General features: G+C 71.1%; 19 protein-coding genes and 2 tRNA genes. 5 read left to right on the top strand and 16 right to left on the bottom strand.

Going from position 1 to position 19,417, the window contains the following annotated elements:
* Window positions 1–11 precede the first annotated feature (11 nt).
* Window positions 12–215 carry a cold-shock protein gene (locus tag Q9R13_RS16025; RefSeq protein ID WP_056540883.1) on the bottom strand — a complete coding sequence of 68 codons (204 nt, stop codon included), beginning with the start codon at window positions 213–215 and terminating at the stop codon, window positions 12–14.
* A gap of 392 nt (window positions 216–607) precedes the next feature.
* Between Q9R13_RS16025 and Q9R13_RS16020 the strand changes: the two genes are divergently transcribed.
* Both Q9R13_RS16020 and Q9R13_RS16015 read left to right on the top strand, forming a co-directional pair.
* Window positions 608–7,648 carry a hypothetical protein gene (locus Q9R13_RS16020; protein WP_310962174.1) on the top strand — a complete coding sequence of 2,347 codons (7,041 nt, stop codon included), beginning with the start codon at window positions 608–610 and terminating at the stop codon, window positions 7,646–7,648.
* A 25-nt stretch (window positions 7,649–7,673) separates the two neighbouring features.
* Window positions 7,674–7,745, top strand: a tRNA-Lys gene (locus Q9R13_RS16015).
* Window positions 7,746–7,858: 113 nt separating this feature from the next.
* Here Q9R13_RS16015 and Q9R13_RS16010 read toward each other — a convergent pair.
* Window positions 7,859–8,281 (bottom strand): PaaI family thioesterase, encoded by a 423-nt coding sequence (locus Q9R13_RS16010; protein ID WP_310962173.1) that lies wholly within the window; start codon window positions 8,279–8,281, stop codon window positions 7,859–7,861.
* 60 nt (window positions 8,282–8,341) lie between these two features.
* Here Q9R13_RS16010 and Q9R13_RS16005 point away from each other — a divergent pair, with 60 nt between their 5' ends.
* Entirely contained in the window at window positions 8,342–9,016 is a 675-nt protein-coding gene (locus tag Q9R13_RS16005; protein ID WP_310962172.1) for a PaaI family thioesterase, read from the top strand.
* Window positions 9,017–9,031: 15 nt separating this feature from the next.
* Here the strand turns inward: Q9R13_RS16005 and Q9R13_RS16000 are convergent, their stop codons facing one another.
* The 4 genes from Q9R13_RS16000 to Q9R13_RS15985 are packed head-to-tail and all read right to left on the bottom strand — an operon-like array spanning window position 9,032 to window position 12,359.
* On the bottom strand, window positions 9,032–10,114 hold the full coding sequence (locus Q9R13_RS16000; protein WP_310962171.1) for a DUF190 domain-containing protein: 1,083 nt from the start codon (window positions 10,112–10,114) through the stop codon (window positions 9,032–9,034).
* Window positions 10,111–10,479 carry a fluoride efflux transporter CrcB gene (gene crcB, locus Q9R13_RS15995; RefSeq protein WP_310962170.1) on the bottom strand — a complete coding sequence of 123 codons (369 nt, stop codon included), beginning with the start codon at window positions 10,477–10,479 and terminating at the stop codon, window positions 10,111–10,113. Before crcB (Q9R13_RS15995) ends, Q9R13_RS16000 begins: the two co-directional genes overlap by 4 nt.
* Window positions 10,476–10,871, bottom strand: coding sequence for a fluoride efflux transporter CrcB (gene crcB / locus Q9R13_RS15990; RefSeq protein ID WP_310962169.1), 396 nt, complete (start codon window positions 10,869–10,871; stop codon window positions 10,476–10,478). Before crcB (Q9R13_RS15990) ends, crcB (Q9R13_RS15995) begins: the two co-directional genes overlap by 4 nt.
* A gap of 30 nt (window positions 10,872–10,901) precedes the next feature.
* Complete coding sequence (locus tag Q9R13_RS15985) at window positions 10,902–12,359, bottom strand: NAD(P)/FAD-dependent oxidoreductase (protein WP_310962168.1); 1,458 nt, start codon at window positions 12,357–12,359, stop codon at window positions 10,902–10,904.
* 111 nt (window positions 12,360–12,470) lie between these two features.
* On the opposite strand from Q9R13_RS15985, the gene Q9R13_RS15980 reads away from it, so the two are divergent.
* Window positions 12,471–13,493, top strand: coding sequence for an ATP-binding protein (locus Q9R13_RS15980; RefSeq protein ID WP_310962167.1), 1,023 nt, complete (start codon window positions 12,471–12,473; stop codon window positions 13,491–13,493).
* Window positions 13,494–13,616: 123 nt separating this feature from the next.
* On the opposite strand, the gene Q9R13_RS15975 is transcribed toward Q9R13_RS15980, so the two are convergent.
* The 7 genes from Q9R13_RS15975 to Q9R13_RS15945 form a co-directional block, all read right to left on the bottom strand.
* Window positions 13,617–13,690: transfer RNA gene (locus tag Q9R13_RS15975), tRNA-Asp, on the bottom strand.
* A gap of 318 nt (window positions 13,691–14,008) precedes the next feature.
* Entirely contained in the window at window positions 14,009–15,805 is a 1,797-nt protein-coding gene (locus Q9R13_RS15970) for a hypothetical protein (RefSeq protein ID WP_310962166.1), read from the bottom strand.
* A 9-nt stretch (window positions 15,806–15,814) separates the two neighbouring features.
* Window positions 15,815–16,201, bottom strand: coding sequence for a hypothetical protein (locus tag Q9R13_RS15965; protein WP_310962165.1), 387 nt, complete (start codon window positions 16,199–16,201; stop codon window positions 15,815–15,817).
* Between the two features lie 10 nt (window positions 16,202–16,211).
* The gene (locus Q9R13_RS15960; protein WP_310962164.1) at window positions 16,212–16,391 is read right to left on the bottom strand and encodes a hypothetical protein; all 180 of its coding nucleotides are present in this window, start codon (window positions 16,389–16,391) and stop codon (window positions 16,212–16,214) included.
* Window positions 16,392–16,398: 7 nt separating this feature from the next.
* Window positions 16,399–16,611, bottom strand: a complete 213-nt coding sequence (locus Q9R13_RS15955) for a hypothetical protein (RefSeq protein WP_310962163.1) — start codon at window positions 16,609–16,611, stop codon at window positions 16,399–16,401.
* Window positions 16,608–17,279: a hypothetical protein gene (locus tag Q9R13_RS15950; protein WP_310962162.1), complete on the bottom strand. Its 672-nt coding sequence runs from the start codon at window positions 17,277–17,279 to the stop codon at window positions 16,608–16,610. Before Q9R13_RS15950 ends, Q9R13_RS15955 begins: the two co-directional genes overlap by 4 nt.
* Window positions 17,276–17,905: an endonuclease/exonuclease/phosphatase family protein gene (locus Q9R13_RS15945; protein ID WP_310962161.1), complete on the bottom strand. Its 630-nt coding sequence runs from the start codon at window positions 17,903–17,905 to the stop codon at window positions 17,276–17,278. The genes Q9R13_RS15950 and Q9R13_RS15945 overlap by 4 nt, the downstream gene beginning before the upstream one ends.
* A gap of 97 nt (window positions 17,906–18,002) precedes the next feature.
* Here Q9R13_RS15945 and Q9R13_RS15940 point away from each other — a divergent pair, with 97 nt between their 5' ends.
* Window positions 18,003–18,284: a hypothetical protein gene (locus Q9R13_RS15940; protein WP_310962160.1), complete on the top strand. Its 282-nt coding sequence runs from the start codon at window positions 18,003–18,005 to the stop codon at window positions 18,282–18,284.
* Window positions 18,285–18,613: 329 nt separating this feature from the next.
* Here the strand turns inward: Q9R13_RS15940 and Q9R13_RS15935 are convergent, their stop codons facing one another.
* From Q9R13_RS15935 to Q9R13_RS15925, 3 genes are read right to left on the bottom strand one after another with little or no spacing between them, the layout of a single operon-like run.
* Entirely contained in the window at window positions 18,614–18,934 is a 321-nt protein-coding gene (locus Q9R13_RS15935) for a putative phage holin (RefSeq protein ID WP_310962159.1), read from the bottom strand.
* Entirely contained in the window at window positions 18,934–19,125 is a 192-nt protein-coding gene (locus Q9R13_RS15930; RefSeq protein WP_310962158.1) for a DUF7620 family protein, read from the bottom strand. The genes Q9R13_RS15935 and Q9R13_RS15930 overlap by 1 nt, the downstream gene beginning before the upstream one ends.
* Before the next feature lie 11 nt (window positions 19,126–19,136).
* Window positions 19,137–19,412 (bottom strand): hypothetical protein, encoded by a 276-nt coding sequence (locus tag Q9R13_RS15925; RefSeq protein ID WP_310962157.1) that lies wholly within the window; start codon window positions 19,410–19,412, stop codon window positions 19,137–19,139.
* Window positions 19,413–19,417: the final 5 nt, after the last annotated feature.

Below are 19,417 nucleotides of genomic sequence, written 5' to 3'. Positions count from 1 at the left end.
GTGCGATGAGGTCAGAGAGGACGAACGTTCTCCGCCTGGGGGCCCTTCGGACCCTGGGTGACGTCGAACTCGACCTTCTGGTTCTCGTCGAGGGACTTGTAACCCTGCGACTGGATCGCGGAGTAGTGCACGAAGACGTCGTCTCCGCCGTTCTCCTGTGCGATGAAGCCGAAGCCCTTCTCGGCGTTGAACCACTTGACGGTGCCCTGAGCCATGCTCAATTTCTCCTTATACGGGGCGAGAGACCACCACATCGGCAGCCTCGGCAGGAATGCAGTGACACGTCGTCCCGACTCGCAAGCATTGAGCAAAGAGCTGAAACGCCGTTGGATCACAAACTCCAACCGCGTTATGTAACCGCTGGAACTTGCATCCTGCCGCCGCCGACACTACCAAGTCAGTGCACCTCGTGGCGAGACCGCCGCCCGAGCGGGTCGGCCCGGGGGGCCGTGCCCTGCCGTGAGGTCGGTCGTTGAGACGATGGAGCGGCACTGAGAACCAGTGACACGCAACGAAAATGCCCGTAAGTCGACACGCCGTGCCCGCACGCGTGGAAGTCTTGGACCAGGGCGCAATCGACCCGGCACGACCAGGAGAGGGGCAGGACGTGGCTGACCGCCGCAATCCGGATCCTCCCCTGCCCGAGGACGAGGACTCCCGGGTCGATCCGCTGAGCATCGCCCTCTCCGGGCTCGTCGACGTCAATGACATCCCCGATGACCGGCCTGGGCTGAGGGGACGGCTCGGGCGTCGCCGTACCGAGCACCGGCACGACGCCCGTCAGCCACCGGCACCGGCCGATCGACCGACAAGCCCGTCGAACCAGGACGACAGCGAGCGACGGGTCGACCCGCTCGACGTCCTCGCCGATGCGCTCGACGCCGGTACCGCGGTGGTCCCTGAGCCCGAGGTCAAGCGTCGGCGCTTCGGACGACGGGACGAGCACACCGCTCCCCCAGGGCGCGCTGCTGAGCCCACAGCCGCGGCTCCCGAGTCGCCGCACACTCCGCAGCACGCGAGGGTCGAGCCGGAGCCGCCGTACGTCGAGAGCGGCGCGGGCACCGACCCGGCCGCGGACCTCCCGCCGGAACTGGTCGAGCTGGCCGCCGCTGCCGACGAGCCTGTCCCGCTGCAACCGCGTCGCCGTGGCACCTTCGCCCGGTCGCGCGCCTCCCAAGTTGAGCGAGCCGAGCGCCTCACCGAGCCGTCGGAGGTCGACTCCACCACCGAACTCGAGGCGGTGCGCGACGACGTCCCAGCTGATGACGAGGCATCGGCATCGGCGTCGGCATCGGCATCGGCATCGGCATCGGCATCGGCGCACACTGAGCCGATCTGGGCCTCGGTCCGACCCGAGGCCGACAGCGAGACCACCGCTGAGATGCCGGCCATGTCCAGTCAGGAGCCCCTGCCGGTTGCGGCGGCTACCCCCGGGGCCGAGGACGAGCCGGACTCATCCGTTGGCCGGAGCGAGGCCGGAGCCGGCGCATCGCTGGCTCCCCTCACCGACCAGCCTGCGGCCGAGATCCTTGTCGACTCGGGCACCGAGGCGCAGGTCGGCTCGTCGGCCGAGCCAGAGCGGCCGATCACGGCAACCGACGAACTCGAGGACCAAGCGGAGGCAGAGGCCCGCCGGCCCGCAGCGAAGCACGCCGCGACCCTCGCACCAGAGACCGAAGCCCAGCCAGAGCCGCAGCCCTCCGCCTCCGCTGCGGAGAACGCACTGTCCGAGCCCGACGTTCTGGCAGAAGGCGACGACCAGCCAGAGACCGAGATTCCGACGGGCCCGGGCCGTGAGGCGCAGGTCGATGTCTCGACCGAGCCCGAGTACGCGCAGCCACCGCTGTCGGAGACCGAGGACCAGGCCGAGGCTGCGCAGCCGGTCTCCACCGAGACCGAACAGCCCAGCGAGGACACGCGCCCCGAGCCCACAGCGGCGACGGCCGAGGTCCAGCAGGAGCCCGCTCCCGAGACACCCGGCGACGAGCCGGAGCAGCCCGTCGCGCACGCCGCCGACTCCGAGGCCGAGAACGAGACCGAGACCGCCGAACCCGAGCCCGATGCCGGCGAGTTGGCCGCGGTCAGCGCCCAGACAGCGGAACCGACACTCGCCGACGAGCCGACCGGGGTCCCGGCAGGGGACACCGAAGATGAGCCCGAGCAGGCGCCGGAGACCGAGGACCACGCAGAGCCCGCGCAACCGGTCACTACCGAGACCGAACAGCCGAGCGAGGACACGCGCCCCGAGCCCACAGCGGCGACGGCCGAGGTCCAGGAGGAGCCCGAGCCGGAGACACCCGGCGACCAGCAGACCGTCGCGGACGCCGCCGACTCCGAGGCCGAGAACGAGACCGAGACCGCCGAACCCGAGCCCGATGCCGGCGAGTTGGCCGCGGTCAGCGCCCAGACAGCGGAACCGACACTCGCCGACGAGCCGACCGGGGTCCCGGCAGGGGACACCGAAGGCGAGCCCGAGCAGACGCCGGAGACCGAGGACCACGCAGAGCCGGCGCAACCGGTCACTACCGAGACCGAACAGCCCAGCGAGGACATGCTCCCCGAGCCCACAGCGGCGGCGGCCGAGGTCCAGGAGGAGCCCGCTCCGGAGACACCCGCCGACGAGCCGGAGCAGCCCGTCACGCACGCCGCCGACCCCGAGGCCGAGGCCGCCATGGGCGAGCCCAGTGCCGGCGAGTTGTCCGCGGCCAGCGCCCAGGCAACGGAACCGACACCCGCCGACGAGCAGCCCGGGCTCACGGCAGCGGACACCGAAGACCAGCCCGAGCAGGCGCCGGAGACTGACGACCACGCAGAGCCCGCGCAGCCGGTCACTACCGAGGCGGAACAGCCGAGCGAGGACACGCGCCCCGAGCCCACAGCGGCGACGGCCCAGGTCCAGCACGTCACTGAGCCGGAGACACTCGCCGCGTCCGCGGAGCCGAGCCCCGCCGAAGAGCTGGAGCAGACCGTCTCGCCCGCCGAGGTCGAAGTGGCAGACGCCGATGCCAAGGACGCCATGGCCGAGCCCGACACAGGCGAGTTGTCCGCGGTCAGCGCCCAGGCAACGGAGCCGACGCCCGCCGACCAGCAGACCGGAGTCCCGGCAGCGGACACCGAAGGCCAGCCCGAGCAGGCGCCGGAGACCGACGACCACGCAGACCCCCCGCAACCGGTCACCACCGAGACCGAACAGCCCACCGAGCCCGAACGGCCCAGCGAGGACACGCTCCCCGAGCCCACAGCGGCGACGGCCGAGGTCCCCAACGAGCCCGGCGAGCTCCAGGCGGGCGGAGAGCCGTTCGCCGCGTCCTCGACGGCTCCCGACGAGGTCGAGCTCGCATCGACGGAGCCGACCGAGCCGACCGAGCCAGCCGAGTCGGCTGGACCAAGCGTCGAGGTGCGTCCCGAGGCTCAGCGTGAGACGGAGACCATGCCACTTGCGCAGCCCGCGGCGGACGCAGTGACAGAGGAGTCCGGCCAGACCCCCGAACCCGAGGCCTGGCCGAGCGCGCCCGACGACGTACCGGCAAGCCGGGAGGCGTCCACGGCGACTACCGAGACCTGGCACGAGCTCTACGAGCCCGAGCCGTACGCCGAGGAGGCAGCGCCGCCCGCTGCATTCAGCTCGGCGCCGCCGGAGGAGCCGGTTCTCGAGCGCCGTGATGAGCGTTCGGCCGCGCCTGTCGCTGCGACAACCCAGGACCCGATGCAGGCCGCCGAACCCGCCGCCGCACCTGTGTCTGCTGACGCAGCGGATGACGGACGCACGGCACAGCCGGTGGCTGCGGCGACCCCAGAACCCACCGGCGAGCCGGCACCTGAACCGGCACCCGAGCCTGCGCCCGCTCGCCCGACGGAGGCGAAGCTGACTGCTGCTCCCGGTCCCGCGGACCCGGACGCGGTGACCGACGAGTGGTCGCTGGACGACCTGCAGGCCACCGAGTGGTGGCCCCAGCTTCCGACACCGGCCGCCACAGCGGGCCCGGACGCTTCCGTCGAGCAGGCGCCTGGAGAGGCGGCCAGCGCGGCCGGAGCCGCGGCAGCGGAACCCGCGCCAGCGTCGAGCTCGGCCCAGGAGAGCGGCCCCGGCGAGGCCGTCGCGGAGCAGCAGTCTCGGGCGCGTGCCCACTGGCTGCGACGCCTCCGCGCCGAGCGTGATGCCCGGCACGCCGCTACCGACCGACCCGACGAGCCGAGCGCCCCAGAGACATCCACGGAACCAGCCGGCGCCCATCGGGTCAGCCAGCCGCGGACCAGCGAGACGGAGGCATCCGTGCCCGAGCAGCCCACATCCACTGACTCACCCGCCGAGTCGTCCGATGCAGGTGAGGCGGATGCCGGCTTCGCCAGCCCGCTGGACCTCCTCTCTGGCTACACCGCTGCCACGCAGGCGCAGGTCCGCGAGGCCCGACTGGCGGGTGGGGAGCCTCGCGAGGCCGCCGTGCCCGAGGCCGCCGCAGGCGATGAACCCCGGAGCGAGCCGAGCGAGCCGGCCGATGAGCCCAGCCCGGTCGAACCCGTTGCGCAGGCGCCCGCCGAGCCCGCGCCCGCTGTGGCGAGCACGGACGACCTGTGGTCGGAGCCGGACACCGATGACGCTTCCGATGACGGCATGCCAGCGCACGGGTTGTGGCGAGGCCGCCGCCGCGGCGAGCGACGCCGGCTGCCCGACCACGAAGCCCCCACGAACCTAGACGGCGACGCGGTGACCCCCGAGACTGGCGACGAGCAGCCCAAGGAGGCGGACGTGACCACGAGCGGTCAGAACCCCGACGAGCAGAGCTCGACGACCGACACGACGGACGAGGCGATCCACGACCCAGACCACGTATGGACCGCGGAGGAGCTCGCGGCCGCAGGATGGACGACCGAGGACCTCAAGCAGGCGGGGTGGACCGACGACCTGCTGGCCGAGATCGGCTGGCAGCAGGTCCATCACGCGGCCCCCGACACAGCCACGAGCGCACCCGAGGAGGCCGGCTCGGAGGCCGGCGCGGAGGCCGGCTCGGAGGCCGGCTCGGAGGCCGGCGCGGAGGCTGGTTCGGAGGCTGGTTCGGAGACCGCCACGGCGAGCGGATCCGACACCGCACCGGCGTCCGAGGAAGCCGCGGACGGCGGCCATCACCTGGGCCTGCTCGGGCGGTTCCGCCGGCACCACCACGACGAGCCCGCCGCCACGTCCACTGCGGCTGCCGCCGACGAGGCCGCCGCGGAACAGGGCGACGCCGCCGCTGAGGAGCCCCGGCCCGAAGCGCCGAGCGACGTCGAGTCGGAGGCGACCCCGACACAGGAGGCCTCCCCGAGCGCGAGCGAGGTCGAGCCGGAGCCGATCCCGACACACGAGACCTCCCCGACCGCGAGCGAGGTCGGGACGGGGACGGAACCCTCGACGGAGGCCGCACCCGCCGACGAGTCGTTTGCGGCGTCGCTCGTCGCTGAGGGTGCCGGCAGCCACCGGGCGGACGAGCCGCCCACCGACGAGGTCCCCTCGACGGCAGAGGCCTCCACTGAGTACGCCGACACCGACACCGACACCGACACCGACACCGACACCGACACCGACACGCAACCAGACCAGCCTGCCGACGACGGGGCCACCGATCGACAGGCATCGGAGAACCCGGCGGTCGACGCGGCAGCCCAGGCTGCTTCGGCAGACCTGCCGGAGGTGACGGCTGAGGCCGCGGCAGACGTTGCGGACAGCCAAACGGATGCGCCCGCTCCGGTGGCAGACGGCGCTGTCGAGACGGACGGCCTCCAGACGGAGGCGCCGGCGGAGGCGCCGATGGAGGCCCCAGAGGCCGCCGAAGCCACACCGGAGCCCGAGCCGTTGGTCGTCGATGAAGAACCCGCCCCGGTGGCTCAGGTCGAGACCGGGGAGGCCACCGCACCGGCCCAGGTCCCGGCGGCCCGGCCGGCGGCGCAGAACGTCTCCGCCAGCGACTTCGAGCTGTTCTTGGACGAGGAGCCGCTGGACAACTACGACCTGGAGACCTTCGACATCGAGGCTCCGCTGACGCCTCAGGCACGCCCGGCAGCGCCAGCACCGGCCCAGGCGGCCCAGCCTGCACCGCCCGCGGCGGAGGCCAGCCCGGAGCCGGAGCCGCCGGTAGCCGACGAGCCGCCGGCAACCCCGGAGACCGAGGCGCCGACGTCGGCAGATTCGGCAGCGCTGGCCGACGAGTCCGCTTCGCCGGAAGCGCCTAGCGACGATTCGGCGTCCGCGGTCGAGAACGTGGCCACCGCGGTCGAGACTCCCGCCGAGGCACCCGCCACGGAAGAGCCTTCCGGCGAGGCACCCGCCACGGAAGAGCCCGCGATCGAGACGGCCGTCGAGGCACCCGCCGCGGAGGAGCCCTCCGCCGAGACACCCGCCACGGAAGAGCCCGCGATCGAGGCCGTCGGCGAGCCGGACGAGGACGGCCGCGACGACGGACCCAACGGCCCCGACGACGAACCGAACGGCCCCGACGACGAACCGAACGGCCCCGACGATGGTCCCGGTGGGGGCCCGGGACCCGATGAGGGACCGGACGACGCACCCGACCCGGCACCTGCTGCCCCGGAGGCGGCTGTCCCGGAGACGACGTCAGCGGCTCAGCCGTGGGCCTCGTCCAGCCACTCCGTGGTTGCGGAGCCGGTCGAGCCGGCTGCACCCCAGCCATGGGCCCGACGCGCTCTCGAGCCGACCGACGAGGCCGACCCGGCCGGACAGCCGGACGGCGTCGACGTCCCGGCCACGGCGGAGGCGAGCCCGCAGTCCGCGCCGGCACCGCCAGCCGCGCCCGAGTCGACCACCCCGCTCGACGAGCCCGGCGCGACCAGCACGACTGACGCCGACCTCAAGAGTCCGAGCACCGCGCACGACGCGACCAACACCCCGAACCACGCCACACCAGACGCCGACTCGACTGCCACGACGGAGCCCGCCACCCCGACCCCGTCGGAGGACTGGGTCGAGCCTCTCGTCCCGGTGTCCTCCGCCGAGCACGAGACGTCCAGCTGGGACACCGAGTGGGACTCAGGGACCACGCCGACAGCGGAGCACCGGCCCCCGACCGGGACGGTCACCGGCGCCGCCACGGCCTCCGGCGTACCGCTCATCGCGGGCGGGCACGCGGTCGACCAGCCCGACACCGGCGCCGCCACAACGTCCGGCACGGACGCTGCCGTCACCGCAGACGACGAGCCGATCCCACCCTTCGTCGAGTACCGCCCCTCCGACCTCGGTCGCTACCTGCTCGGCGTCCTGTTCATCGCGTGCGCAGTGCTGGCCGTGCTCGCCATCTTCTACGCCGTGCAGCAGGGCGGTGTCTCGCCGATCATCACAGCCATCGCGGTGACCGTGCTGGCGTTGGCCTTCTGGTGGGGGCTGCTCAGTTGGGCGCCCAGGATCATCAGCGTCTCCGAGGGTGTCGTGGAGATCGCCCAGGGCGCCAACAGCGAGCGCTTCGACCTGCGCGACCCGGCCACCAAGGTGGACGTCGGCGACGACCCGCGAGCGCGCGGCTGGACCACGAAGCTGGGCCGTCCCAACGGCACCGACGCAGTGATCCACGCCCGTCAGGTCAGGCCGCAGCAGTTCTCCAGGATCGTGGCGCACTACCGCGAGCCGGCCGAGGGCCGCACCACGGTCGAGCAGGGCTGACCGGGTCGGCCATACTGACGACCGCGGGCCTCTAGCTCAATGGCAGAGCAGCGGACTTTTAATCCGCGGGTTGTGGGTTCGAGTCCCACGGGGCCCACCCGAAGGCTGTACGTTCCGCGGCTGGGTCACCCACCTCGCCTGTTTCCCTGCAAGGCGCAGGTTCGACGCCACGGAAAGCTGCGGTTCGCAGGGAGACAGCAGTACGCCGGGTCAGGCCGTCGGGTAGAGGTTCTGCAGCCGGACCTGGCCGCGGGCGACGACCCGGTCCTGGTCGTCGAGGGTCTCCACGAGCCAGAGCTGCTGGGAGCGGCCTCGGTGCAGCGGGGTCGCAGTCGAGCGCAGGTCCCCCTCGCTCACGGCACGGAAGAAGTCGGTGTTGTTGTTGACCCCGACGACCTTGCCCCTGTCCCCGAGCCACGTCGCCGCGCCGACGCTGGCCAACGTCTCGACGACGCTGCAATGCACGCCCCCGTGCAAGATCCCGTAGGGCTGGTGAAGGTGTGCGGCCGCGGTCCAGTGGGCAGTGACCCGGCCCTCCTCCACCTCGTCGAACTCCAGCCCGAGGTGCTCGATGAACGCGCCGGCGAGGTCCTCCGCGCCGGGGAAGCCGCCCTGGTCTGCCTGTGTCGTCATGGGCCCATCATCGCGGGCACCACTCGGGGGTGGTCCACCAGGGTCTCTAGGGTGTCGGTCATGACTGCACCGTTCCGGTACGACGTCGTGGAGATGTCCACCGAGGAGATCGAGGCCGAGCGCGAGGTCTTCGGGGGACTCGCCCAGAGCATCCGCGAGCTCGCCGAGGCCTCGCTGCGCACCACGATCGACCCGGAGGCGGCCGACCAGGTCCGCCACGAGATCGAGGCGCTGACCGAACGGCTGCGGGCCGCCCAGATCCCCGGCTCGTTCGGGGTCCAGCTCACCAGCGGTGGCACTGTCCGCGGGCACGGCAACGCGGTGGTGGGCCTGCGGAACCCCGTCGCCGTACCCCTGGAGATCGAGCGCACCGGCGACGGCCGGGCCCGCAGCGAGTTCGTGCTCAACGCGCTCTACGAGGGCCCGCCGACGATGGTGCACGGCGGCGTGATCGCGCTCGTGCTCGACCAGGTCTTCGGCGAGGCCGCCGCCGACGGGGGCACTCCGGGGATGACCGGCACCCTGACGCTGCGCTACCGGAAGAACACGCCGCTGGGGAAATGCTCCGCGGAGGCGTGGATCGACCGTCGCGAGGGCGTGAAGACCTTCGTCCGCGGAGTGATGCGCGACGCCGACGGCGAGACCACGGTCGAGGCCGAGGGGGTCTTCATCCTGCCTCGATGGGCCCGGGAGGCATTGCAGCGCCATGAGTCCGCGCCGCCGCGGTTCGAGTGAGCCCGTCGTACGACGTCAGTAGCGGTGCCGTGCCCGCGTGACGCCGCCCAGCGCGGTACCCGGCCCGGAGTAACGCAGCGCCGGCACCATCTCCGAGGTGACCAGCCCGCGCTCGCCGGTGACCTCGTCGATGACCTGGAAGGCCGCCTCGATGCGGTCGGGGGTGTCGACCACGAAGGTCACGACCGGCACCCGGCGCCCCAACTGCAGCAACCGGTCCCCGTGCGGGCGGTGGTCGCCGTGGTAGCCCCAGACGCCGCGGACCGCCGTCGCGCCTCGGGCCCCACCGGACCGCAGCCGGCGCACCAGCGCCCGATGGATCGGCTGGCCCGCGTGCTGGTCCGACTCGGACGTGTAGACGCTGAGCTTCTGCCACAGGCCGAGCCCGGATGCATCGTGGGTGGGCAACGGGTGCGGCCGCGCCAGCAGGACCCCGTCGCGCTTGCAGACCCGGACCCGCTCGACCGTCATGGTGGCCGCCGGGAGCAGGGCGCGCAACTGCCCGAAGGCCCGGGCCACGTCCTCACCCGCGCCCACTGCGACCACCATCGCCGGCACGTCCACGTTGCGGTCCCAGAAGCGGGCCCGCTCCCGGATCCCCCGGCTGGTCCCGTCGACGCCGAGCAGCACCGACGCCCCGGCGACGCCGTGCGCATGCAGCAGGTCGCACACGACGAGGTGCCCGCGTCGGTCGCCGATCCGCTCGTGCCGGCCGAGATGGACGGTCAGCTTGATCGCCTCGTCGAGGCCGCCCGGCAGCGTGTCGGGCAGCAGGTCCGCGAGCCGGGCGCGCTCCACGGTCAGCATCCCCCGGGGAAGCAGGTCGGCGAGCTCGGGCAGCAGCGCCTCCATCCGCTCGGCGCGGTCGACCGCGATCGCGAGGACGGAGGGGTCCTCGGACATCGTCAACAGCTGGTCGCCGCGCAGGTGGTGGGCGAGCCCGAACCCTGCGGTGGCGCGGAGCAGCACGCTGCTCGCCACCTCGTGCCGAGCCAGCTCGTCGAGGAGTACGTCGGAGAAGAAGCGGCCGCCGACCCGGGTCCGCTCACCGAACCACCAGCTGGCCTTCAGCGCCTCGTGCATGTCCGACTGCGTCACAGGCCACCTCCGATCCAGAGTCCCAGCGCGGCAGCCGCCACGCCGGCCACCACGCTGAGCACGACGTTGGTGATCGCGACCGGAAGCTGGCGCTCCTCGGCCAGCCGGTGGGTCTCGTACATCCAGGTGCTGAACGTCGTGTAGGACCCGATGATCCCAGTCCCGACGAGCAGGGCAGCGTCCCGGTCCAGCACCAGACCGTCCACCAGGCCGAGCAGTACGGCGCCACTGAGGTTGACCAGCAGGGTCCCCACCGGCAGCCGGCGTACGGCGCGCCGGGTGATCTCGCCGTCGACCGTGAACCGCAGCACCGCGCCGACGCCCCCGCAGAGCATCACTCCGGCCCAGACCAGCACGACGCTCACCGCAGCGCTACCCGTCGTACCAGGCCGGTGGCCAGGTGCATGGCGAGCAGCCCGCAGACCAGGCTCGCCAGCAGGTAGCCGAGCCCGACCGCCCAGGCGCCGGCCTGGAGCATCCGGACCAACTCGACCTGCATGGTCGAGAACGTGCTCAGGCCCCCACAGATCCCGGTGCCGAGGAACGGCCGCCGGTAGGTCGAGACGGGCAGCCGCTCGAGCAGCCGGGTGGTGAAGTAGCCGAGCAGGAACGCCGCGACCACGTTGGCCACGAACGTCGCCCACGGCCACTCCCCGGGGTGGGCGGGAACCGCCTCGGCGAGCAGGCCACGTGCGAGCGCACCGACCGCACCGCCGACGAAGATGGCCAGGATCTCCCGCGGGTCACGTCCGAACATCGGGCCCCTGCCCGCTCCTGGTCAACGCCGTCAGACCTGGGCGCGTCCGCGCTCGCGGGCATCGGTGAGCCGGGCCTCTTCGGCGGCGATGTCCTCGAGCTCCTCGCGGGTCGGGAACTCGCCCGGCGCGCTGACGAACTCGGTGGTGCCGCCGGCGACCCGCTCGAGCGCGAGCCGGGCGAAGATCTGCTGCTCGGTCGCGGTGCGCTCGGATCGGTCGTTGCTCAAGAACGTGACGAACCAGTGCAGCAACGCGGTCACCTGGTTCTTGAAGCCGGTGATGTAGAACAGGTGCACGCCCAGCCACATCAGCCAGGCAGCCAGCCCGGTGAGGCGCAGGTTGCCGACGAGGGCGACCGCGCGGAAGCGCGAGATTGTGGCCATGCTGCCCTTGTCGAAGTACCGGAACGGCCCCTGGGGTGCCTTGCCCCGGATCCGATGGTCGATCTGCTTGGCGGCGTACTTCGCGCCCTGGATGGCGACCTGCGCCACGCCGGGGAGGTGGTCCAGCGAGATCATGTCGCCGACGACGAACACCTCAGGGTGCCCGGGGAGGGTGAGGTCGGAGTTCACACCGATCCGCCCGGCCCGGTCCAGGCTGGCGCCGGTCTGCTCGGCCAGCGTGTGGGTCAGCGGGTTCGCCTGCACCCCGGCGGCCCAGATCTTGGTGACCGCCTCGATCCGGCGCTTCTCGCCGTTCTTGTCCTGCACGACGATGCCGCGCTCGTCGAGGTCGACCACCATCGCGCCGAGCTGGACCTCGATGCCGAGGTTCTCCAGCGCCTTCTTGGTGCTCAGTCCGAGCTTCGCCCCGAACGGCGGGAGCACCTGACCGGCGGCGTCGAGCAGGATGACTCGGGCCTTGCGGGTGTTGATCGAACGGAAGTCACGCTTGAGCGTCTGGCGGGACAGCTCGGCGATCTGACCGGCCATCTCGACGCCGGTCGGGCCGGCGCCGACCACGACGAAGGTGAGCAGATGGTCGACGTTCTCTCCGCGGGCCGCATTGACCTCGGCCAGCTCGAACGCGCCGAAGATGCGGCCGCGCAGCTCGAGGGCGTCGTCGATGCTCTTCATCCCCGGCGCGTAGGCGGCGAACTGGTCGTTGCCGAAATACGACTGGCTCGACCCGGCAGCGACGATCAGACTGTCGTACGGCGTCACCGTCTCCCGGCCCAGGACGTGATGGGTCACGGTGCGGGCGTCCAGGTCGATGTCGGTGACCTCACCGAGCAGCACCCGGGTGTTCTTCTGGGTGGCCAGCACCTCGCGGGTCGGTGGCGCGATCTCGCCCTCGGAGAGGATGCCGGTGGCCACCTGATAGAGCAGCGGCTGGAAGAGGTGGTGGGTGGTCTTCCCGATCACTGTTACGTCCGCATCGGTGTGCTTCAGCGCTTTGGTACCGAACAGCCCGCCGAAGCCCGAGCCAATCACGACGACGCGGTGCCGCCCACTCGCCGCCTGATCCTTCTTCGCAGTCGTGTCCATGCATCCATTGTCCCGAAAACGGCCGCTGCGTCATCATCGGGGCGGGTCAGATCCGTTTTCGGGGCCACTCGATGCAGAAAGTTCATGATCGGTTGAATCAAAACCCGAAAAATGGGGGAATATGGTGGGTGCCGATCGGGGGATCCGTGGTTCCATCAATGCTCGAGAGGTCACAGGGCCGTGCTGCTGACGAAGAGGTCCCTGGCTCTGCCAGCGGAGCCGCCGTCGGTTCGCCTTGCGCGCGCGTGGGTGGCGGATGTGCTGACCGAGGTCGGGCGCGCTGACCTGGTCCACACCGCACAGCTCGGCGTCTCCGAGCTGGTCACCAACGCCATCCTGCACGCCCGGCCACCACTGACCATCTCGGTCCGCGGCACGGCCCGGCACCCACGCATCGAGGTGCTCGACCACAGCCCGAACGCATTGCACCCGGCCACCCTCGCAGCGGTCACCGACGACTGCCCGACGACGTACGGCCGCGGCCTCGCCCTGGTGGCGATGAACGCTGCACAGTGGGGCTCCGAGGCGGACGCCGACGGCGTCGGCAAGCGGGTCTGGTTCGAGCCGGCGCCGGAGATGCATGAGGGCGCCGACCTGTTCGACGTCTACCTCGGCCCCCCGCTCGATGAGCCCAGCGTCGCCGTCCCGCCACCCGAGGACTCCGTCTCGGTCGTGCTGCTGAACCTGCCGGCCCGGCTCTTCGGCGAGCTGCGTCGCTACCACTTCGAGCTGCGTCGCGAGCTGCGCCTGCTGCTGTTCTCCGACCGCGACCGGTTCCCGATCGCCGCCGAGATCACCGAGATCTTCAGTGCCGCGGACGCGGAGCGGCGTGCGGCGAGCGGCATCAACCGACTCGACGAGGCGATCGAGCGGGGCCGGTCCACGGTCGACCTTGAGTACGCCGTGCCTGCCAGCACGCCGCACACGATGCGACGGCTGCAGCAGGTCCTCGAGGAGGTCTACCGCGTCTTCGCTGACGAGCACCTGCTTGCGATGGCGCCGCGAGAGCCGCTCCGCGAGCTGCAGCACTGGTACTTCAACGAGTTCGTCCGCCAGGGCCGCGGGGAGGCACCCCGGCCGTGGCACGGCGCCGTGGACCACGTCGAGCCCGCTCGCGTCTACTCGGTGTCCTGACACGCTCCACCCCGCGCGTCCTGGCACTCCGCGCATCTTCGCCGCACCCCCGGGCACATCCTCGGCGCAGACGAACGATCCCCCAGCCCGGGCTATTGCCTGGACTGGGGGATCTCGCTTCGGCGACCCCGACGGGACTCGAACCCGCGGCCTCCGCCGTGACAGGGCGGCGCGCTAACCAACTGCGCTACGGGGCCATGATTGTGAAGCCACGGAATGCTAACGCATCGACGACCCACCTTCTAAATCGAGGCTCGTCGACCGGCCGCCATCAGCGGCCGGCTCCGTACCCCCAACGGGATTCGAACGCGCCCGACACCACGCTCAGGGGGGTCTGCTGAGCGTAACCGGGGGCCGTTCGGACCCGTTCGGAGGGGCCGAAAACGGTTCATGTGTTGACTGGTCAACACGCGCACCCCTCCCCCACCAACGCAGAACAGCGCCCCACCCGCCGAAGCGGATGGGGCGCTGGGGTCGTGCGGGGTGGTGCTATGCGCGCAGTAAGTGGCAGGCGGTCACGCCGCCCGGTAGACGCCGCCGATGGTGATGACGTCACCCGACGCCCACGTCAGCGGCGTCGTGGCTCCGGCGTTGCTCAGCGCGCCGTTGGTGCCGATGACGCACAGCCGCACTGAGGACGTGGAGGACTGGATGCGGCAGGCCAGCCGGAACAGCGTCGTGCCCGCGCCCCGGTTGACCATGCCGTCGAACACCACGATCCCGTTGCTGGCACCGATCGCGGCCACCGGCAGGCTGATCTCCATGATGGTGCCGACCACCGACGTTGAGCCGAGGGTGACGCGGGCGTAGAACGCCACGTGCTTCTGTGTGTCCTCCTGGTAGGCGCCCAGCACGGTCGCGTTGCCCTGCGTGGTGCCTGCCCCGGTGAGGGTCGGGGTGTAGGAGACCCACAGCGGGGTCGAGGCCGAGGCGGGCAGCGGTCCGATGTTGAGGTCGGCGCGGAGGAAGGAGAGCTGCTGGTCCTGCACGGCGGCGACCACGAGGTCCGCGATGTGGGCGTGACCGGCGGCGTTGGGGTGGATGTTGCCGGCCTCGTAGTAGGTGGTCGAGTGGTCCATGTCGGTGGTGGGCACGTAGATCACCCGAGAGCCGAACTCCGCGACGACGGCCTGGGAGACGGCGTTGAGGGCGTCAACCCCGGCGTCGGTGAGGTTGGAGTCGCCGTACTGGGTGTAGTCCAGCGGCTTGGCCTGCCCGACGAAGACGATCAGGGGGCACGATTCCTCGTCGGGCTCCCACGCCCAGAAGTCGAAGGCGCAGCCGACACCGCCGGTCACGGCGCTGGTGGTGAACACGTAGGACGCCGACCCGGCGGGCACGTCCGCAATGCGCATGACGGCGGGGCTGCGGTAGGTGCCGTCTGTGGGCGTCGGGGTCAGGACGGGCGAGCCGAGGGAGGCGGGGCCGGTGACGGTGAACGCCGAGGAATCGTCCCAGTTGATGAACCCGAGTGCGATGGTGCCGCCGGGGAACGATGCCGGGGTGGTGATCGTGATGGTGCCACCGGCAGTCGGGTTGTAGTGGAACCCGACGCCGGAGTTGGAGATCGCGGTGAGGCTCTGCAGCCATGTTCCCGAGCCGCCGAGAGTGACGGTGGAGTCGCTGGACTCGAACACCGCACCGGAACGGTAGCGGGAGATGACGCTGCGCAGCGCCTGCTTGAACGGGGCCTGCGCGGTCTGTGTGTTGCCGAGCGCGTGGGCGTCGTTGATGCCCCACATGATCGGGTAGAAGCCGCCCGGAGGCGCGAACCGGGTCGGTCGCGTCTCGTTCTGGAGCACTTGTGCCCAGTCGTCGCCGGTCCCGAGGTGGCTGTAGAGCACCGACCCGGCGATGGCGCGGTTGAACAGAGGCAGGTCGAGTCCGGCTGCGATGAGGGTCGCCATGTCGTTGGTGCCCTTGGTGACGCCGGTCCCGACGCCGTTCATGTAGGAGTGGCCGTCTGCGGTGGCGCGTGCTGCGGGGAGGATGGACTTGCGGGCGAATGTGGCCGTAAGGGCGTCGTTCTCGACGGTGCCCGAGCTCGCCAGCACCGCCGTCCACGCCGCCTGCTCGGTGGCGTCGAAGGACGCCCGCGACGTGCCGTCGGCGACGCGGCGGATCATCGAGCCATCGGGGGCCTGCACCACCTGGGCGGCGGTGTACGCCGTGGTCGGCTGCCACGCGCCGGCACCCGTGCCGGGTCCGGGAGGCCCCTGCCGACCCTCGGGGCCGGTCGGACCGGCAGGACCGGGCTTGCCGATGAGGAGCGGGCCACCGGCCTTGCCGGGGGGGAACGGCTGAAAGGGCATCGCGATCTCCTAAGCGGCGGCGAGGAACATGAACGGGGACGAGGACGGGACCCAGAACGGCACGACGTCGGTGCCGTCCGAGAGCAGGCAGCCCCAGGCGTAGCGGCCGGGCGTGATGGCAGCGGTCACCGACTCGTCCAGCGACAGGGTGAACGTGCCGTCGTTGAAGCCGGTGAACGTGGGGGATGCGATCACCCCACCCGACGCGTCCACGATGCGGCAGGTCGCGGTGATGCCGGTCGAGAAGTCGATCGGGGCGCCGTCCGAGTCGAGGAACACCGAGGACGGCACCAGGAACGATGCACCCACCACGGCCTTCTCGGCGAACGCGCCGAGGCAGCCCTGCGGCGGATTCTGCGCGGCGATGCCTTGCAGCAGGTCAGAGAACGCGGACATGCGTGGCTCCCTAGAGGTCGTAGTAGCGGCGCTGCCATGCGGCATCGAGCCGCCGGATCGCGAGGTCGAGCAGGCGTGCGGTCAGCGACGGACGGCCGGTGAGCCGCCACGCGACGTGGAACAGGACGAGCGCGACGCCGTAGGCGATGGGGACGGCGACGGTGCTGGCCTCGTCGAACCGGGCAGGCATGGCACGCCTAGCCCTTGCGCGCCTTGGGCGTGTTGGCGTGCGCGGTCGCACCGAGCGCGGTGCCCACGAACGCGTAGGCGGCCAGCGCGGTCTTGAGCCACGTCGGCTCGGCGGCCACGTAGGCGATCCCGAGCGCGCCGAGGACGACCCCGGCGAGCGCATAGACGGCGTACACGGCCTTGCGGTACGCGGAGGGGATGATGTCGGTCAGCGGGTTCATCGGTGCGGTCCGATCTTCCTGAGCCAGGCGAGTGCCCGGCTGAGCTTGTGGTGCTTGCCCGGCCTCTTGGACGCCGGGTTGGCGTGCTCGGCCTTCGATGCGGCGGCGATCGCAGCGTCCACGTTCGCGCCACGGGTCGGCGCGGGCTTGGGCTTGGGTGCGACACGGCGCCGGTAGGACGGGTCCGCAGAGTCCAGGCCCTCGGGGAACGCCGGGTAGCCGTAGCCCTGGATCTCCGGATCACGCCTCAGCCGCTTGTGCTCGTAGACCCCATCGCCCTCAGCAGAGCCGTTGTCGTTGGTGTTGCCCTCGACCGTGTAGACGTAGGTGTCGTCGTACCGGGCCACGAGGAACGTATGGAACATGTCGCCATTGTGGCCGAGGAACCCCTGAGCGGCGACGGCGGGGTACTGCGACCACTGGCCCTTGTCCTGGAACCACCGCGCACCCGTGTCGGTCGACGCCGTGCGCGGGTAGTACTTCGCGAGCCGCGCCTTCATCGCGCACCAGGAGACGAACGTCGCGCACCACGGCTGCCCGTTGGCCCACGAGAGGCCCGGCACCTGAGCGGCGTACTTCTCGTCGTTGTTCCAGTGCCCACCGGAGCGACCCTCGTGGTAGCCGACCTCGGCCTTGGCGATGCGGATGATGCGCTGGGCGTTGCTCACTGGTGCTCCTCGAGGTCGTACTTGATCGCGTGGTGGTCGCTGCCGTGCTTGCCCAGCCGGGTGGCCTTCACGCTCGCGTTGCGCACGGCGGCAAGGTCGATCCCGAATCCGGCCACGTCCACGCCGTGCAACCGAGCCGCGACGACGTGCTTGGTCATGTTCCAGTCGCCCACCATCGCGACCGGGCGCCCCTTGCGGGCACGGTCGAACCACCGCTGCACGGCGGCGATGCTCTCGGCCTTCGGACCCTGACCGAACGGCTGATGAACGCAGCCGACCTTCCACACGACGCGGCGCACCTTCACCCGCACGTAGCGGTACACCCGCCCGTCGTGCCGCTTCCCCGCCTTCGGACCACGCCAGTGCTGCCGCAGCCGGATCGCCAGACGGCCCTTGATCCGCAGCCCGTCACGCACGAGGATCGCCGTCTCCGCGCGCTCCGACTCGCCACGACGCGGCCGGAACTGGACCACCTGGTAGCCGAGGCCGTCGAGGTGGCCGTGCAGGTGGTAGGTCTCCTGGAGGCAGATCACGTCCGGGTCATGGACGGCGATCAGCTTGGCGACCTCGCGGCGCACGGCGTCCGGGGCGTGGGTGTTCTCGACGTTCCAGCCGATGATGCGCATGGTGGCCTCCTAGAAAAGTTGTCCGGGAACCCTTGACAGTGGCTCAAACGGGAGTAATGTTGTCCATGTCAGCAAGACAACATTCAGGAGCAGAACGATGACCGATTACCAGGGCCGCGACAGCGAAGGCTTCACCTACCGGACCGACGACCACGACGACGCACTCACCGGCACCCGCTACACCAGTCGCGACGACGCGATCCTCTGGGAGGTCGTGAAGCCCATCCAGGGCACCGGCGAAGTCTCGGATGCCTACGCCGAGTACGACGTGGAGGCCATCGCCGAGACAATCCTTGGCGACTACGACGAGGGCTACGCCTGCAAGGTCACCGACGACGAGTTCTGGCAGGTTGTCGCCGAGCACGAGGCCGCGAAGTGACCACGGCCAACAGCGACCTCCTCGACACCGAGGCGGTCGCCCGGGTTCTCGGCATCCGGCCCGAGTCCGTAACCCGCTACAAGGCGCGCGGCGACCTGCCCCAGCCCGACATGATGTTCGGTCGGTCGCCGGTCTGGCGAGCTGAGACAATCCGCGAGTGGATGGTGAGACGTCCCGGCAGGACCGGGAGGCCTCGCAAGCCCTAGCTACGGCTCCACGTCGTCCGCGAGGTCGTGCGGCGGGCAGTCGCAGGGCGGGTCACAGGGCGCGAAACGATGGGCGTGGGAGCAGCGCGGGCACGGCAGATCGCGGCCCAGCGGCGCCATGGGTCACTCGCCCGCCTCGACGGCGGCCCTGTCCTCACGCCGCTGCAGCACCTGAGTGCGCGCCAACGCGAACAAGGTCAGCCACGCACCACACGCCACGATCCCGTAGACCACCAGCGCGATGGCCTCCTTGACACCCAGATGCCCCGACCAGCCGTGGAAGATCAGCGACAGGTCGACCAGCAGCGCCAGCCCGACAGCCGACGTCATCATCGCCCGCCCGATCAGGGACCGCCACCAACGCGCAGTCGCGGCGTACACGATCGGGACGGCGGTGGCGGCAGGTGCGGCAGCCACGATGATCCACAGGGCAACGGTGCGCATTACCGGGTGTCCTTCCCGATGGTGGCGGCGATAGCGGCCGCGAAGTTGTTCTGCTCACGCAGCCCACGCAGACGGGCCGCCAGGGCGGCGACGTCGGGGGTCTGAGCCTTCGTGCGGGCAAGGTCACGCTCGGCCCGCTCACGCGAAGCCGTGGCCTCCTGGGCGCCCTGGGCGGCCTCACGGCGGCCCACCCACGGCCACCTCACGACGACCCCTCACCGTCGTCGGTGGCGGCCTTGCGCTTGATGGAGCGCATCACCTCGTTGACGGTCTCCCCGACCTCACGCAGATGCCCAAGCTGCTCATCCTTCTCAGCGATCTGGGCGTCCTTGATGCGCGACTCGGTGCGCCACTCCTGGGCCTCGTGTGACTTCTCTTCGTAGGTGCGGCGCGGGATCAGCCGCCCGGTCAGCACCATCAGGACCGCGATGCCCAGCAGAGCCGAGGGCGTCAGGACGGGCCACCACTGGTCAATCACGCTCG

The organism is Nocardioides marmorisolisilvae (genome assembly GCF_031656915.1).
Lineage (GTDB): Bacteria > Actinomycetota > Actinomycetes > Propionibacteriales > Nocardioidaceae > Marmoricola > Marmoricola terrisoli.
Note: the sequence above shows the minus strand (reverse complement) of the source record. Positions and strands in the feature narration are given on the sequence as shown.

Excerpts from the sequence above, each read along its gene's own strand:
- Q9R13_RS15960 (WP_310962164.1), bottom strand. The coding sequence starts at position 16,391 with ATGCCTGCCCGGTTCGACGAGGCCAGCACCGTCGCCGTCCCCATCGCC.
- Q9R13_RS15965 (WP_310962165.1), bottom strand. The coding sequence starts at position 16,201 with ATGTCCGCGTTCTCTGACCTGCTGCAAGGCATCGCCGCGCAGAATCCG.
- Q9R13_RS15935 (WP_310962159.1), bottom strand. The coding sequence starts at position 18,934 with ATGCGCACCGTTGCCCTGTGGATCATCGTGGCTGCCGCACCTGCCGCC.
- Q9R13_RS15940 (WP_310962160.1), top strand. The coding sequence starts at position 18,003 with ATGACCGATTACCAGGGCCGCGACAGCGAAGGCTTCACCTACCGGACC.
- Q9R13_RS15955 (WP_310962163.1), bottom strand. The coding sequence starts at position 16,611 with ATGAACCCGCTGACCGACATCATCCCCTCCGCGTACCGCAAGGCCGTG.
- crcB (WP_310962169.1), bottom strand. The coding sequence starts at position 10,871 with ATGTTCGGACGTGACCCGCGGGAGATCCTGGCCATCTTCGTCGGCGGT.
- Q9R13_RS15985 (WP_310962168.1), bottom strand. The coding sequence starts at position 12,359 with ATGGACACGACTGCGAAGAAGGATCAGGCGGCGAGTGGGCGGCACCGC.
- Q9R13_RS16025 (WP_056540883.1), bottom strand. The coding sequence starts at position 215 with ATGGCTCAGGGCACCGTCAAGTGGTTCAACGCCGAGAAGGGCTTCGGC.
- Q9R13_RS15980 (WP_310962167.1), top strand. The coding sequence starts at position 12,471 with ATGGGGGAATATGGTGGGTGCCGATCGGGGGATCCGTGGTTCCATCAA.
- Q9R13_RS15945 (WP_310962161.1), bottom strand. The coding sequence starts at position 17,905 with ATGCGCATCATCGGCTGGAACGTCGAGAACACCCACGCCCCGGACGCC.
- Q9R13_RS16005 (WP_310962172.1), top strand. The coding sequence starts at position 8,342 with ATGACTGCACCGTTCCGGTACGACGTCGTGGAGATGTCCACCGAGGAG.
- Q9R13_RS15970 (WP_310962166.1), bottom strand. The coding sequence starts at position 15,805 with ATGCCCTTTCAGCCGTTCCCCCCCGGCAAGGCCGGTGGCCCGCTCCTC.
- Q9R13_RS16010 (WP_310962173.1), bottom strand. The coding sequence starts at position 8,281 with ATGACGACACAGGCAGACCAGGGCGGCTTCCCCGGCGCGGAGGACCTC.